This window comes from Devosia sp. 1566, from assembly GCF_004005995.1.
Lineage (GTDB): Bacteria > Pseudomonadota > Alphaproteobacteria > Rhizobiales > Devosiaceae > Devosia.
This window is the reverse complement of sequence record NZ_CP034767.1, coordinates 2,297,861-2,312,986: the sequence shown is the minus strand read 5'-3', so window position 1 is coordinate 2,312,986 and position 15,126 is coordinate 2,297,861. Positions and strand designations below refer to the sequence as shown.

13 protein-coding genes are annotated in these 15,126 nt (G+C 62.5%); 10 read left to right on the top strand and 3 right to left on the bottom strand.

Annotated features, from left to right (window positions below; genetic code table 11):
• Window positions 1-575 precede the first annotated feature (575 nt).
• The 3 genes from ELX51_RS11165 to ELX51_RS11155 all read left to right on the top strand — a co-directional run bounded on the left by ELX51_RS11165 (window position 576) and on the right by ELX51_RS11155 (window position 3,271).
• Window positions 576-1,610: an ABC transporter substrate-binding protein gene (locus tag ELX51_RS11165; RefSeq protein WP_127753588.1), complete on the top strand. Its 1,035-nt coding sequence runs from the start codon at window positions 576-578 to the stop codon at window positions 1,608-1,610.
• A gap of 90 nt (window positions 1,611-1,700) precedes the next feature.
• The gene (locus ELX51_RS11160; RefSeq protein ID WP_127755259.1) at window positions 1,701-2,456 is read left to right on the top strand and encodes an ABC transporter ATP-binding protein; all 756 of its coding nucleotides are present in this window, start codon (window positions 1,701-1,703) and stop codon (window positions 2,454-2,456) included.
• Entirely contained in the window at window positions 2,453-3,271 is an 819-nt protein-coding gene (locus ELX51_RS11155) for an ABC transporter permease (protein ID WP_127753587.1), read from the top strand. The genes ELX51_RS11160 and ELX51_RS11155 overlap by 4 nt, the downstream gene beginning before the upstream one ends.
• A 35-nt stretch (window positions 3,272-3,306) precedes the next feature.
• Here ELX51_RS11155 and ELX51_RS11150 read toward each other — a convergent pair whose 3' ends face one another.
• Window positions 3,307-3,837: a superoxide dismutase family protein gene (locus tag ELX51_RS11150; protein WP_127753586.1), complete on the bottom strand. Its 531-nt coding sequence runs from the start codon at window positions 3,835-3,837 to the stop codon at window positions 3,307-3,309.
• A 58-nt stretch (window positions 3,838-3,895) separates the two neighbouring features.
• Window positions 3,896-5,530 (bottom strand): alpha-amylase family protein, encoded by a 1,635-nt coding sequence (locus ELX51_RS11145; RefSeq protein WP_127753585.1) that lies wholly within the window; start codon window positions 5,528-5,530, stop codon window positions 3,896-3,898.
• A 196-nt stretch (window positions 5,531-5,726) separates the two neighbouring features.
• Here ELX51_RS11145 and ettA point away from each other — a divergent pair, with 196 nt between their 5' ends.
• From ettA to rarD, 3 genes are all read left to right on the top strand, one after another.
• On the top strand, window positions 5,727-7,382 hold the full coding sequence (gene ettA / locus ELX51_RS11140) for an energy-dependent translational throttle protein EttA (protein WP_127753584.1): 1,656 nt from the start codon (window positions 5,727-5,729) through the stop codon (window positions 7,380-7,382).
• Window positions 7,383-7,390: 8 nt separating this feature from the next.
• Window positions 7,391-8,230: an alpha/beta hydrolase gene (locus ELX51_RS11135; RefSeq protein WP_127753583.1), complete on the top strand. Its 840-nt coding sequence runs from the start codon at window positions 7,391-7,393 to the stop codon at window positions 8,228-8,230.
• Between the two features lie 81 nt (window positions 8,231-8,311).
• A complete protein-coding gene (gene rarD / locus ELX51_RS11130; protein WP_127753582.1) occupies window positions 8,312-9,259 on the top strand; it encodes an EamA family transporter RarD in 948 nt (315 codons plus the stop codon).
• On the opposite strand, the gene ELX51_RS11125 is transcribed toward rarD, so the two are convergent.
• Window positions 9,201-10,157 (bottom strand): hydrogen peroxide-inducible genes activator, encoded by a 957-nt coding sequence (locus ELX51_RS11125; RefSeq protein WP_127753581.1) that lies wholly within the window; start codon window positions 10,155-10,157, stop codon window positions 9,201-9,203. The genes rarD and ELX51_RS11125 overlap by 59 nt on opposite strands.
• Before the next feature lie 122 nt (window positions 10,158-10,279).
• Here ELX51_RS11125 and ELX51_RS11120 point away from each other — a divergent pair, with 122 nt between their 5' ends.
• The 4 genes from ELX51_RS11120 (at window position 10,280) to metF (ending at window position 14,997) form a co-directional block, all read left to right on the top strand.
• A complete protein-coding gene (locus ELX51_RS11120) occupies window positions 10,280-11,800 on the top strand; it encodes a catalase (protein WP_127753580.1) in 1,521 nt (506 codons plus the stop codon).
• A 149-nt stretch (window positions 11,801-11,949) separates the two neighbouring features.
• Window positions 11,950-13,074, top strand: a complete 1,125-nt coding sequence (locus tag ELX51_RS11115; RefSeq protein WP_127753579.1) for a DUF2336 domain-containing protein — start codon at window positions 11,950-11,952, stop codon at window positions 13,072-13,074.
• 64 nt (window positions 13,075-13,138) lie between these two features.
• Window positions 13,139-14,083, top strand: coding sequence for a metalloregulator ArsR/SmtB family transcription factor (locus ELX51_RS11110; protein ID WP_127753578.1), 945 nt, complete (start codon window positions 13,139-13,141; stop codon window positions 14,081-14,083).
• Between the two features lie 17 nt (window positions 14,084-14,100).
• Window positions 14,101-14,997 (top strand): methylenetetrahydrofolate reductase [NAD(P)H], encoded by an 897-nt coding sequence (metF, locus tag ELX51_RS11105; protein WP_127753577.1) that lies wholly within the window; start codon window positions 14,101-14,103, stop codon window positions 14,995-14,997.
• Window positions 14,998-15,126: the final 129 nt, after the last annotated feature.

Below are 15,126 nucleotides of genomic sequence, written 5' to 3'. Positions count from 1 at the left end.
TTACCTCCGGCAGATGATTGCAGCGAGGTAATTGCAAAGCCTGTGCCAGCAGCTAGCGGCGGCGGCTAAGAGACTGATTCAAATACAGGCTAGTCAGCAAATACTCGCCGCTCTCTGCCCAGGTGCGGTGGGCACGTGATGCATATGTAAGCAGTCCCATAATGGTCTGGCTATAATTTAGGCGTTGGGCGTGACTGCTGCTGAATTGCGCATTAGTGTCGCTGTTCGCGAAATTTCAGCTGGCGCAAAACGCGGGAACATTTCCTCGGGCAACCCGTTCTTCCAGCAAGCTGCAGCCCCGCAAACCTGGTGGCCGGCAGGAATTGGCGATTGGCTTGGTGCCGCGCCAAATGATCGGCGGGCGCTGCAAAGGCTGACGCTCCTTTGCAGTGCCTCCGGTGGGGGCGTGAGGCTTTGGTCTCGCGCCCCTTTTTGATGTTCGCTGCCTCGTTCCGGTAGGCATTGCGCCGCGATTTTGGGCAACGGAGCTCGTTGGCGCGAAATGATGCAGTTTCTGCTTGCGCCTCGCGGTGCCGTGCGCTTGACTTCCTCCAACATTGTTGAGGGACAAACGCATGTTCAATCGCCGACATTTCACTGCTTGCGCAGCTCTAGCCGCCACACTGGCCGTCACTGGCTTTGGCAGCCTGCCTGCCATGGCGCAAACTGCCGTCAAGCTAACGCTCGACTGGCGCTTCGAAGGCCCTGCTGCCGGCTTCCTTTTGGCGCAGGACAATGGCCACTTCGCCGCCGAAGGGCTCGACGTCACCATTGACACCGGCAACGGCTCGGTGGAAGCCATTCCGCGCGTTGCCACTGGCGCCTACCAGTTCGGCTTTGGCGACATCAACTCCCTGATCAAGTTCCTCGACGAAGACCCGGCCCAGCCGGTCAAATCCGTGATGATGATCTATGACAAGCCTGTGTTTTCAGTGGTCGGCCGTAAGTCGCTGGGCGTTACCGACGACCCCAAGTCGCTGGAAGGCAAAAAGCTCGGCGCCCCGCCGCCTGATGGCGCTTTCGCGCAGTGGCCCGCCTTTGTGGAAGCCGCCGATCTCGACACCTCCTCCATCACTATCGAAAGCATCGGCTTTCCCGTGCGCGAGCCGATGCTGGCTTCGGGCGATGTGGATGGCGTCTTCGGCTTTGCCTTTTCGGTGATCCTGAACCTTCTCGCCAATGGCGTGCCGGAAGACGATATCTCCACCATCCTCTTTGCCGATCACGGCCTTGAGCTTTACGGCAATGCCATCCTCGTCAATGAAACCTTCGCCGAAGAAAACCCAGAGCTGGTGACTGGCTTCCTGCGCGCTCTCGCCAAGGGCTTTGCCGATGCCGTGGCTGATCCCGCTGCTGGCGCCGCGGCCGTTCTGGCCCGCAACGAAACGCTCAACATCGATACCGAAACCGCCCGCCTCGAAATGGCCAATGAGATGAACATCAAGACCCCTTACGTGGTCGAGAACGGCTTTGGCGGCATCGATGAGGCGCGCCTTGCCGCTTCCATCGAAACCCTCAAGATCTCCATGGATCTCAAGGGTGCCGTCACCGCTGCCGATGTGTTCGACCCCAGCTATCTGCCGCCCGCGGCCGAGCGTATGCTGCCCTGATAACAACAACCACGGGGTGGTCCGGCGCGCCGGGCCATCACCACCGACGGGGGAGAATGCATGGCGCTGGTCAGCATTGAAAACGTGGATATGCGCTATGGCGGCCCCGACGGCACGCTCGCCGTATCCGGCCTGTCCATGAACATCCAAAAGGGCGAGTTCGTGGCCGTGGTCGGGCCCTCGGGCTGCGGCAAGTCCACGCTGATGAAGCTCGTGACGGGGCTCCATATTCCTCAAGCCGGAGATGTGGTCGTGGCCGGCTCGCCAGTGACCAAGCCCGTCTCCATCGTGGGCATGGCCTTCCAGAACCCAACCATGCTGCCCTGGCGCACCACGCTCGAGAACATCCTCTTGCCGCTCGAAATCGTCGAGCGCCACCGCCATCGCCTGCGCAGCCACAAGCGCGACTATGTCGAGCAGGCCGAGCAATTGCTTGAAACCGTCGGGCTCAAGGGCTTTGGCTCGAAGTTTCCCTGGCAATTGTCGGGCGGCATGCAGCAGCGCGCCAATCTCTGCCGCGCGCTCATCCACCGGCCTGAATTGCTGATGCTGGACGAACCTTTCGGCGCGCTGGATGCCTTTACCCGCGAAGAGCTCTGGTGCGTAATCCGCGACCTGCATGCCGCGCAGGGCGTCACCATCGTGCTGGTGACGCACGATCTGCGGGAATCGGTGTTCCTCGCCGACAAGGTTGTGGTGATGAGCGCCCGGCCAGGGCGCGTTGTTGCCGAACATCATGTGCCGTTTGCCCGGCCGCGCGAGCTCGACATCATGTACCAGCCGGAGTTCAACGAGATGGTGCAATCGCTCCATGGCGAGATTGCCAGTGCGCGGGTGGCGGCATGAGCGTCATCACCCAGAACACCGCCGTTGCCGGCACCCCGCCGCGTCCGGCCTTCCGCATCAACTGGATCCGCCTCGCGCCGCTGCTCTACACCATCGGGCTCTTCGTGCTGTGGGAGATCGGGGTGCGCCTGTCCGGCCTGCCGCACACCATTCTGCCCGCGCCCTCGCGCGTATTCGAAGCGATCGTGCAGTATTGGTCGCCGATCTGGAAGAACTCGCTGCAGACGCTTTACACCACGACGCTGGGCTTCCTGATCGCGGTGGTGGCGGGGCTCGGCATTGGCCTCTTCATCGGCTGGTCCAAGACCATCTATGCCGGGCTGTACCCGATCATGATTGGCTTCAACGCCATCCCGAAAGTGGCGCTGGTGCCCGTGTTGGTGATCTGGTTTGGCATCGGCACGGTGCCCGCCGTGCTGACCGCCTTCCTGATCTCGTTCTTTCCCATCGTCGTCAATGTCGCGACGGGGCTTGCCACCATCGAGCCGGAAACCGAGGACGTGTTGCGCGCACTGGGTGCCAAGAAGCTCGACATCATGCTCAAGGTCGGTATTCCGCGCTCAATGCCGTACTTCTTCGGCTCGCTCAAGATCGCCATCACCCTGGCTTTTGTCGGCTCGGTGGTCAGCGAAACCGTCGCCTCCAACAATGGTCTGGGTAATATGATGGCTTCGGCGCAGTCCAACTTCAACGTGCCGCTGGTGTTCGCCGGGCTCTTGATGCTCGCCGTTGAAGGCATCGCTATGTATGCGCTGATGGCGTGGCTGGAACGGCGCATGACCGGTTGGGCGCACCGCTCCACCATGGCGCAATAGCGACAAAGAAAACGGGCGCCGCGGCGCCCGTTGCTTTATTCCGCTGCCGCTTCGATCACGGCGCAAGCGACGCGATCACCCGAATTGCCCGATGGATCGGTCTTGTAGTCGTCGGCGCTGGCATGGATCACCAGGGCGGTGCCATCGTCATCGAACACGTAGGCGTCGTCACCTTCCTCCAGCGAAATCATCTCGGTGGAAAGCTCGATGTCCGCCATGCCATCGGCATCCGCCGTGATGTTGGGCAGGTCACCGGCATGCGGCCCTTCGGGATTCTCGGTGCCGTGCTGATGCTCGGTTGGGTTGAAGTGCGAACCCGCCGATTCAAAAGCGGTCGAGGCATCGCAATCGCCCGTTTCGTGGAAGTGGAGGCCGTGCTCGCCCGGGGTGATGTCCATCACATGCCCAACAATGCTGACGGCATCGCCGTCCTGGGTGAGCGTCACCGAGCCCACTTCATTGCCCGAGGCATCGATGAATGTGGCTGCAGCCGTAGCGGTGTCCTGCGCCTGGGCGGGCAGGGCGGCGGCGAGAGCGAAGGCGCTGATCAGAACTAAGCGTCGCATGGTGTTTCTCCATTTTTGCGTTGAGGCATAACGGCACTCGCGTGGCTCTGTTCCGCTTTCAGTGCCGCTCGCCCCCGCAGCGCAGCCAGCAATAGCCGAAACGAGGCAAGGTGAGTTTGGCGCCGCTGTTGAAAGGTGTGCGATTATCCGCGTCCGAAAGCAGGGGCACAAAGTGCTCGATGCCTTCGATCTCGAGCGGGAAGCTCACTGGCTTGTCGGTGAAATTGTGCAGTGTCACCACGTGCCCGCCGCGCCAGCGATAGCTCATCGCCAGCACCTCGTCGGTGCCGAGGTCAACCACCTCGAACTCACCCCAGCCAATTTCCGGGGCCGAGCGGCGAGCCGCGATCATGCCGGTTACAGCGTGCAGGAGGGAATCGGGGTTGCTGATCTGCTCGGCTACGTTGATCCGCTCGCAGCCATTGGGTCCCTTCTCGGGCACATGCCGAAACAAGGCAGCCGCCTCGGCCGTCGAGAAACCGCCATTGCGCTGGTCGCTCCACTGCATGGGCGTGCGCACCGCTTCGCGCTCTTTGAGGGACAAGTCCTCGCCCATGCCGATCTCCTCGCCATACCACATCACCGGCGTGCCCGGCAGCGCGAACATCAGCGATTGCGCCATGCGGATCAGCGCCTGATCGTTGCTGAGCATTGGCGCCAGGCGTCGGCGGATACCGCGACCATAGAGCTGCATATTGGTGTCGGGCGCAAAGGCAGCGAACACTTCGCCACGCTCGGCTTTGGTCAGCCGCGCCAAGTCCAGCTCGTCATGATTACGCAGGAAACTGGCCCATTGCCCCATGCCATTCGGATCGGGCCGGTGCATCAGCGCTTGGCGCACCGGCGCGGCTGTGTGGCGGGCCAGCGACAGGAACAGCGTCTGGTTGACCGGAAAGTCAAAGATCATGCTCATCCGGTTGCCGCCGTCGAAATAATCTTCAGCCAGCTCGTATTCAATATTGGCTTCCGCCAGCAGCACCGAGCCGGCCCGGCGCCAAGTCATGAAATCCTTCATGTCGTTGAGCAGCGAGAACGGGTCCTGCGTGCCCCCATTGGGTAGGCCCATATCCTCGATCAGGAACGGGACAGCGTCGACCCGGAAACCCGATACGCCAAGCGCCAGCCAGAAACCCATGATCTTGAGGATCTCCGCGCGAACCTGCGGATTGGCAACATTGAGATCGGGTTGATGCTTGTAGAAGCGGTGCAGATACCAGGCGCCCGCCTTGCGATCAAAGCTCCAGATCGCTTCCTGCACGCCCGGAAACACCACGCCCTCGGTGATGTTGTCGGGCTTTTCCTTGCTCCACACATACCAGTCGCGAAAGGGCGAGTCCTCGCTTTGTCGCGCCGATTGAAACCAGGGATGATCAATGGACGTGTGGTTCACCACCAGGTCGATGATCACGCGCATGCCCCTGTCCTGGGCTGCCTGCATGAACTCGACGAAATCACCCAGATTGCCGTAGCGCGGATCGACCCCGTAGTAATCGGTTATGTCATAGCCGTTGTCGCGATTGGGCGAGGGGTAGAATGGGTTTAGCCAGATGCAGTTGACCCCCAGCCGCTCCAGGTGATCGAGCCGGTGCGCCAGCCCGGCGAAATCCCCAACGCCGTCGCCGTCTCCATCCATGAAGGTTTCGACGTCAAGACAATAGATTACGGCGTTCTTGTACCAAAGATTGGCAGTCATGGCGGCTCCCTGAACAACAGGGGGCGCAACGGGGCGAGTGGGCTCGGCGTTCCCAAGCTGGTTACGCAAGGGCGCGGTGGTGACACAGGCGTGGCGGCACTCGCCGGCGGCTCCGCTACCTACGGGCGCATTGCCGTAGCGCTCGGCTTGGCCTACATAGCAGCCCAAACCAAGGTTCCTACGAGGTCGCAAGCCTATGGCTCGCCAGTTTATCTATCACATGAGCGGAATGTCCAAAGCCTATGCCGGTGGCAAGAAGGTGTTGGACAACATCCACCTGTCATTCTACCCCGATGCTAAGATCGGCGTGCTGGGTCCGAACGGCTCGGGTAAGTCGACCCTGCTCAAGATCATGGCGGGCATCGATACCGAGTTCACCGGCGAAGCCTGGTTGGCCCAGGGCGCCAAGCTCGGTTACCTCTCGCAGGAGCCCGAGCTTGATCCGGCGCTCAACGTGCTCGGCAATGTCATGACCGGGGTCAAGGAAAAGAAGGCCGTCATCGATCGCTATAACGAGCTGATGATGAACTATTCCGACGAGACCGCCGATGAAGCGGCCAAGTTGCAGGACCAGATCGACGCCGAAAACCTGTGGGACCTCGAGTCCCAGGTGGAGGTGGCGATGGAAGCCCTGGGTTGCCCTCCGGGCGAAGCCGACGTGACCAAGCTTTCAGGCGGCGAACGCCGCCGCGTGGCCCTGTGCGCCCTGTTGCTGAGCAAGCCCGACCTGCTGCTGCTCGACGAGCCCACCAACCATCTCGATGCCGAAACGACCGCCTGGCTGGAGCGCCATCTGCGCGAATTCGCCGGCGCCGTTTTGATCATCACCCACGATCGCTACTTCCTCGACAATGTCACCGGCTGGATCCTCGAACTCGATCGTGGTCGCGGCGTGCCCTATGAAGGTAATTACTCGGCTTATCTCGCCGCCAAAGCCAAGCGCTTCGCCCAGGAAAAGAGCGAAGACCAGGCCCGCGCCAAGGTGCTCGAGCGGGAACGCGAATGGATGGGGCAGTCCCCGCAGGCGCGCCAGTCCAAGAGCAAGGCCCGCCTCAAGGCCTATGACGAACTGGTCAAGATCAATGAGGCGCGGACGCAGTCCTCGACCGCCCAGATCATCATTCCGGTGGGCGAGCGCCTGGGCCAAAACGTCATTGACGTGGAAGGCCTCTCCAAATCCTTTGGTGATCGCCTCCTCATCGACAATCTCACCTTTAAGCTGCCCCCGGGCGGCATCGTGGGCATTATCGGCCCCAATGGCGCGGGCAAGACCACGCTATTCAAGATGCTGACCGGCCAGGAGCAGCCTGACTCCGGCACCATCAAGGTCGCCGAAAATGTCCATATGGGCTATGTCGACCAGAGCCGGGACAGCCTCAACCCCAACAAGACTGTGTGGGAAGAGATCTCGGAGGGCGACGAAATCCTCATGCTGGGCAAGCGCGAGGTCAATTCGCGCGCCTATACCTCGTCCTTCAACTTCAAGGGCGGCGATCAGCAGCAAAAGGTGGGCAATCTTTCGGGCGGGCAGCGCAACCGCGTGCACCTGGCCAAGATGCTCAAGTCGGGCGCTAACGTCCTCCTCCTCGATGAGCCGACCAACGATCTGGATACCGAAACCCTTGCGGCGCTCGAAGAAGCGCTCGAGGAATTCGCCGGCTGCGCCGTGATCATCAGCCACGATCGCATGTTCCTCGATCGGCTCGCGACCCATATGCTGGCCTTTGAAGGCGACAGCCATGTGGAATGGTTCGAGGGCAACTTCGCCGACTACGAAGCCGACAAGGTCCGGCGCCTCGGCGCGGATGCGGTCAATCCCAAGCGCGCCACCTATAAGCCGCTGACGCGCTGATCGGACCAATGATGATGGGCGAGCCCTTCGACATCGAGATCGGCCAGGCAATCCTGGCCGGCTCCGAACTGGGCGAGGGCCTGCCCGTCGTCTTCCTGCATGCCGGCGTTGCCGACAGCCGCATGTGGGCCAGCCAGATGCAGGCGGTTGCCGCTGCGGGCTGGCACGCCATCACCTATGACCGTCGCGGCTTTGGCGAAACCCAAAGCCCCGACGAGCCCTTCAGCCATCTCGATGATCTCGAAGCGCTGCTCGATGCCCTCGACATCCACGCCGCCGTGCTCGTGGGCTGCTCGCTCGGGGGTGGTCTTGCCATCGATTTTGCCCTGCGCCATCCCGGCCGCATCATCGGTCTCGCATTGCTCGGCACCTCGGTGACCGGCGCGCCCTGGAGCACTTCGGACATGGAAGCGGCGGTGGAAGCGGCCGAGGAAGACGCCTATGAGCGCGGCGATCTCGACATGCTCAACAAGGTGCAGGCCCATCAGTGGCTCGATGGTCCGCGCGCCCCAAGCGGCCGCGTTGGCGGGGCCGTGCGCGAGCTGTTCCTCGACATGAACGGCATTGCTTTGCGCAAGCCCGAACTCACGCAAGGGGAGCGCGCGCCCGAAGCCTGGAGCCGGGTAGGGGAGGTTGCCGCCCCGACCTTGCTGCTGGTGGGCGACGAGGACTTCGGTGCCCTGATCGAGCGGCACGACCATCTCTCCGAAGAAATGCCCAACGCCTTTGCCGCGGTGCTCGAAGGCGTCGCCCACCTGCCCAGCATCGAGCGGCCTGATCTGGTCAACACGCTGCTGCTGCAGTTCCTCCACGCCATCGAAGGCGGCGGCTCGCCTGAGCTCGACTAGCCGGTGACCACAAGAGTCTTGGCGCCGCTGTCACGCCCCTGCTAAGGACACCCGAGCCCCGGTTCCGGGGCGGAGCATCCCATGTCCGCGCCAACTTCCCCCGCTACGTCCCCATCCACGACGCGCCCGCAAAGCGGCGACGCGCGCACCGGCGTTCTTGCCGCCATTGGCACGTTCCTGTGCTGGGGTTTCCTGCCGCTCCTGTTCCGGCAGCTCGATGCGGTGGGATCGGTGATGATCGTGGCCGAGCGCACGCTGTGGTCGTTGCTGCTCCTGGGCGTTATCCTGCTCGTCACGCGCAAGTTCGGCGAAGTTCGCGCTCTCTTTGCCGATCGGCGCAAGGCCATCATCATGCTGGTGTCCGCGGTGCTGCTGGGCGGCAACTGGCTGCTTTATATCTGGGCGGTGGAAACCGGTCAGGTAATCGAGGCCAGCTTTGGCTATTTCATCAACCCACTGGTCAATGTCGCCATGGGCATGGTGCTGTTGGGGGAACGGCAGAACCGGCTGCAAACCATTGCCATCGCCATCGCGGCCTTCGCCATCCTGCTCCAGGCCATCGGCATGGGCAGCTTTCCCTTCATCGCGCTCGGCCTGGCGCTGACCTTCGGTTTTTACGGCTACTTCCGCAAAACGGTGATGGCCGGCCCGGTGTCGGGCCTGTTCGGGGAAACGGTGCTGCTGGCTCCGGCGGCCCTGGCTTATGTCGTCTTCAACATCGCGACCTATGGCTGGGGCGCCCATGCTGATCCGGGCACGATGGTGCTGCTCATGCTGACCGGCCCCGCCACGGCGGTGCCGCTGCTGCTGTTCGCCTATGGCGTGCAGCGGCTGCGCCTGACCACGATCGGCATGCTGCAATATATTTCGCCGTCCCTGCAGTTCATGGTCGCCGTCTTCGTGTTCCACGAGGAGCTCAACGGTGTGCGGCTCCTCAGCTTTGGGCTGATTTGGCTGTCCCTTGCCGTGTTCAGCTATGACAGCTTCCGCAATCGCCGGCTGCCCGCGGAGCCCATCCCGGCGGGCTAGCCTTGGCCTCGCCCATCCCGGTTTCGCGGATCAGCTCGGCCACTTGTTCAAACACCCCGGCAAATGGCGAGCCATCTCGCCATACGAGCGATAGGCGCCGGCCTGGGCGGGGCGGCGCCAAGGGGTGGATGGCGATGCGGTCGCCCGCTTCCTTGCGCAAAGCGATCCGGGGTAACAGCGTCACGCCCTGGCCGGCGGCAACAAATTCCACAATGGTCGACAGCGAAGTGGCGGCAAAGGTACGGCTCGATAGCTCGCTGCCGAGATCGCAAGCCGCAATGGCCTGGTCACGAAAGCAATGGCCTTCATCGAGCAACAAGATGCGCTCAGGCGGCACGCCGGCCAGCGATACCGGACCCTGGCGCGCTTCCGCCAAACTCGTGGCCAGCACAAAGGGATCCTCGAACAAGGGGAGGCTGCTCAGCTTGGGGCCGCCCCTTGGCAGCTCGGAGCCGATCAGCGCCAGATCAAGGCTCCCGTCGCCCAGCGCCGCCAGCAAGGCGCCCGTGCGGTCCTCGCTGATGGCAAAGCGCATTTCGGGCAGCCGCTGCGCCAGGGCCGGGAAAACATCGGGCAGCAGATAGGGCGCCACAGTTGGAATCAGCCCGAACCTGAGCGGTCGGTCGGGCGCGGTGGCGGGCCCGGCGGCAAAACTCGCCAGCGCCTCGGCTCCCGATAGCAGCGGGCGGGCCCGCCCAACGAACTCGCGCCCAAAGGGCGTCAGGCGCACTTCCCGCACCAGTCTATCGAAGATCGGGATTCCGCACCAGGCTTCAAGTGACTGAATTTGCTGGGAAAGTGCGGGTTGAGTAACGTTGCAGGCGGCGGCCGCTCGGCCGAAATGGCCGAGATCGGCGACCGCGATGGCGTAGCGAAGCTGTTTGAGGGTAAAGCTCATGATAGGTTCATCTTATCGCATTAAGAAGATCAATCAATTTGCCTGATGAAGATTGATTGGGCACAAAGCTGCCAGATTAGAACGGGTCCAGCTTGCTGACTCGTTGGCGCAAGGAGTTTCTCGTGAGCGACAGACCAAGACTGACCACCACCGCCGGTGCGCCGGTTACCGATAACCAGAATGCCAAGACCGTCGGCCCGCGTGGCCCGGTGCTGCTCGAGGACTACCAGCTGATTGAAAAGCTCGCGCACCAGAATCGCGAGCGCGTTCCCGAGCGCGTGGTGCATGCCAAGGGCTGGGGCGCCTATGGCACCCTGACCGTCACCGAGGACATCACGCGTTATAGCCGTGCCGCCTTGTTCTCGCATGTTGGCAAGCAAACCGAAATGCTGCTCCGCTTCTCGACCGTGGCCGGCGAGCAGGGTGCCGCCGACGCAGAACGCGACGTGCGCGGCTTCTCGCTCAAATTTTATACCGAAGAGGGCAACTGGGACATCGTGGGCAACAACACGCCCGTGTTCTTTGTCGCGGATCCCTACAAGTTCCCTGACTTCATCCACACTCAAAAGCGCCATCCGCGCACCAATCTGCGCTCGGGTACCGCCATGTGGGATTTCTGGTCGCTGTGCCCGGAATCGCTGCACCAGGTCACCATCCTGATGTCCGACCGCGGCATCCCCCAGGCGCCGATGTATATGAACGGCTACGGCTCCCACACTTTCTCAATGTGGAATGCCAATGGCGAGCGATTCTGGGTGAAGTTCCACTTCAAGACCCAGCAGGGCCACCGCACCTTCACCAATCGTGAAGCTGAGGGCGTCATTGCCAAGTCGCGCGAGAGCTACCAGGAAGAGCTTTACACCACGATCGAGAACGGTCAGTTCCCCAAGTGGACCTTCTTCATCCAGGTCATGCCGGAAGGCGAAGAAGACGAGTTTGAGAGCCGCACCGGCTGGAGCGCGTTCGACCTGACCAAGGTCTGGCCCCATGCCGACTATCCGCTGATCAAGGTCGGCGAGATCGAGCTCAACAAGAACCCCGAGAACTACTTCCAGCACATCGAGCAGGCTGCGTTCAACCCGTCCAACGTCGTCCCAGGCATTGGCTTTTCGCCTGACAAGATGCTGCAGGGCCGCTTGTTCTCCTATCCCGATGCGCAGCGCTACCGTATCGGCGTCCACTATCAGTCGATCGAGGTCAACAAGCCCCGCTGCCCGGTGCATCACTATCATCGCGACGGCGAAGCCACGCTCGGTATGCGCACCAATGCGGACGCTTATTACGAGCCCAACAGCTTTGGCGGCCCGGTGGAAGATCCAAGCTTTGCCGAACCACCGCACCGCTATGAAGGCGTTGTGGGCCGCTATGACTTCCGTGGCACGGCCGATCACTTTAGCCAGCCGCGGGCACTGTTTGCCCTTTTTGACGAAGGCCAGCGCCAGCGGCTGTTCTCCAACATTGCCGAAGCCATGAACGGCATCCCCCAGTTCATCGAAGATCGCCAGCTGGCGTTGTTCGATCAGGTGGACCCGGCCTATGGCGCCGGCGTCCGGGCGGCTTTGGTCAAGGTGAAGGGCGAAACCGATGCCGAGAAGACCTCGAGCATCAGCACCAGCCACAGCAGCGAAGTCGGCTCGCACTAAGTCGCAGAGATGATGGAAGGGGCGCACTGGTTGCGCCCCTTCTTCTATCTGGTTGCGTACAATTTTAGTCAATTGCTCCGCATCCGTTTGACCGGGCGCAAGCGAGTGCGGGCGCAGGGTGGTTCTACGCATAGTCGTGGAGACCACCGATGAACGAACTCGATCAAGGCCAACGCGCATTCTCCAGCTTCCGGGTCTTGAATGGCGAGGACAATCACTCCGAGCGCGAACAGCTGTTCCGCAACATGGCGCAATTGTTCAGCTATGTTTCCGACCGCTGCGACGACGAGCAGGTTGCCCAGTATGACGAGGTGCTTTGCCACCTGGCCGAGCTGGTCGAGGTGGAAGCGCGCGCCCATGTCGCCAAGTTGCTGGCGCCACTGGAACGCGCTCCGGGCACTGTCGTGGTCAAGCTCGCCAATGATGATATCGAAGTAGCGCGTCCGCTGCTCGAATTCTCCAATGTCCTCAGTGACGACGATCTGATCGACATCATCAGCAAGCAGAGCGAAGCGCATCGTGTCGCCATTGCTAGTCGCCCCAGCGTGCCCGAACGGGTGGGCGAGGCCATTATCGAGCATGGCGAGACTTCCTCGCTGGTGCGGCTGGTGCGCAATTCCCATGCCGAGTTCGACCGGGCGACGTTGCAAAAGCTGGTCGCCCGCGCCACCCAGGACGCCGAGATCGCCCATGACCTGCGCGGCCGGCACGATCTGGATTGGCAGTCGCTGCGCGGCGAGATCCACCAGCTGTCGGATAAGGTGCTGGAAGATCTCTCGCGGGCCGAAAGCACGCTGGATCCGGTGGCCGCTGGCAAGGTCAACGCGGTGGTGTTCAACCGCATCCGCAATGGCGTCGGCTTTGCCGCCTCCGAGTGGAAGCTGGCCTATAACCAGGTCAAGGCGCTGTCCGATCGCAAGCAGTTGGACGACCGCGCGCTCGCGCGCTTTGCTCGCTTTGGCTATGGCCACCACGCGGCCGCTGCCATTAGCGTAATGCTGCGCATCACCCCCGAAGTGGTGGTGAAGTGGCTCGCGAGCCAGGACTATGTCGCGGTAAGCGTCGCGCTCAAGGCCGCGGGCGTTGCGCCCGACCTGTTTGCAGCCCTTTTTGCCGTGCTGCCCTGGCGCGATCTGCCCAGTGCCGAAGACAAGGCATTGATCCAGCAGCGTTTCGTTGGCATGGATCGCGAGGAAGCCGACGAGATATTTGCGCTGTGGCGGGCCCATTCCTTCCGCAAGCGCACCGCGACCGACGAACGCGCCTCCGCCTAGGCCCAAGCCTCTGGACCTCCGTCCCAAAGGGATATAAAGATATCTTTATATCTCGTGAGGGCTGATGGCTGAGTTGGCGGAATTGGTGGGAGTGCTCAAGGCGGCAGGTGAGGGGACTCGCCTGCGCCTTCTGGCTTTACTCGCTGGCGGGGATCATTCCGTCAAGGACCTGACCGAAATCCTTGATCAAAGCCAGCCGCGCGTTTCGCGCCATCTCAAGCTCCTAGCCGATGCTGGCCTCGTGCAACGCAATGCCGAGGGCGCCTGGGCTTATTACGGCCTCGCCCAGGACGGCGAAGCGGGAGCGGTTGCGCAATGGCTGGTGGGGCGGGTGGATCACACCGACCCGGAGCGGGTGCGCGACTGCGAACGGCAGGCCGAGGTGCGTGCCGCCCAGCAGGCGCAGGCGGCGCATTACTTCGCCAAGGTCGCCGGCAGCTGGGACCTGCTCAAAACGCTCCATGTTCCTGAAGACGCCGTCGAATCGGCTGTGCTTGAAGGCTTCCAGGCAGGGCCGGTGGAGTTGCTGGTTGATCTGGGTACCGGCACCGGGCGCATGCTCCAGCTGCTGGCCGATCGCTACAAGCGCGGCATCGGCGTTGATTCCAGCCGCGAAATGTTGAGCGTGGCGCGCGCGCGGCTTGGCTCGGCCGGCGTAACCCATGCGCAGGTGCGGCTCGGAGACATAGCCGAGCTCGACCCGGCACTCGGACCCGCCGATGCCATCGTGATCCACCAGGTCCTGCATTATTTCGATGATCCGGGCCGCATGCTGATGGGCGCGCGCGAATTGCTCAAGCCAGGCGGGCAGATGGTGATTGTCGATTTTGCCCCTCATGAACTGGAATTCCTGCGCACCGAGCACGCGCATCGTCGGCTGGGCTTGTCCCAGGCGCAGATGAGCGGTTGGGCCGCGAGTGCCGGGCTGCAGGTTCAGACCGTGCGGGAATTCCCCAGTGACAATGGCGAACGCGGGCTGACCGTCTGCCTGTGGCGCCTCTGCGCATAAACTTGAATGGAACAGCCATGATCGAAGACAGCGACCGCACCAGCCGGCAACTTGCGGAAAAGCGCCCGCCGCTTCACCTTTCCTTTGAGTTTTTCCCCCCCAAGAACGACGCTACCGAGGAGCGCTTCTGGGAAAGCCTGCACAAGCTCGCGCCGCTCCACCCCGAATTCGTTTCCGTCACCTATGGCGCCGGGGGCACGACGCGCGAACGCACCTTGCGCATGGTGTCGAGCATCACCGACCAGACCGGGCTATCGGGTGCCGCGCACCTGACCTGCGTCGGCGCCACGCGCGACGAGGTTGATGCCGTCGTGCGCGCTTATCAAGCCGCCGGGGTCAACCGCATCGTTGCCCTGCGCGGCGATCCGCCGGAAGGGGTAGGGCAGCCCTTCACGCCCCATCCCGAAGGCTACCGCAACGCCGCGGACCTCGTCGCCGGTATCCGCCGCATCGGTGATTTCGACATTTCCGTCGCGGCCTATCCCGAGCGGCACCCGCAAAGCCCCGATTGGCAGAGCGATATCGATAATTTGAAGAGCAAGCTCGACGCCGGCGCCACCCGCGCGATCACGCAGATGTTCTTCAACAACGCCGACTACCTGCGGTTCCTGGAACGTGCTCGCGCCGCCGGCATCACCGCGCCGATCATCCCCGGCATCCAGCCCATCCACAGCTTCAAGCAGATCTCGGGCTTTGCCGCTCGCTGCGGCGCTTCCATCCCACCCTGGATGGCCGAGCGATTCGAGGGCCTGGACGATGATCCGGAAACCCATGCGCTCGTGGCCTCCGCCGTGGCTGCAGAGCAGGTCACCGAGCTACTCGACGAAGGCGTCACCGCCTTCCACTTCTATACGCTCAACCGCTCCAACCTGGTGCTGGCGCTTGCCCGGCTGCTGGGTCGGCGCGCCAATTAATTCCGCCTTAACCATGTTCTGGTGGCATGGCCAGATGCCGTTCAGGTTCTGTTCAGGCGCGTGGCCGCTATGTGGCGGGCTGACATGGTCTCCTTGAAATGGCCATGAAAACCGTCTTTCTCCCGGTTT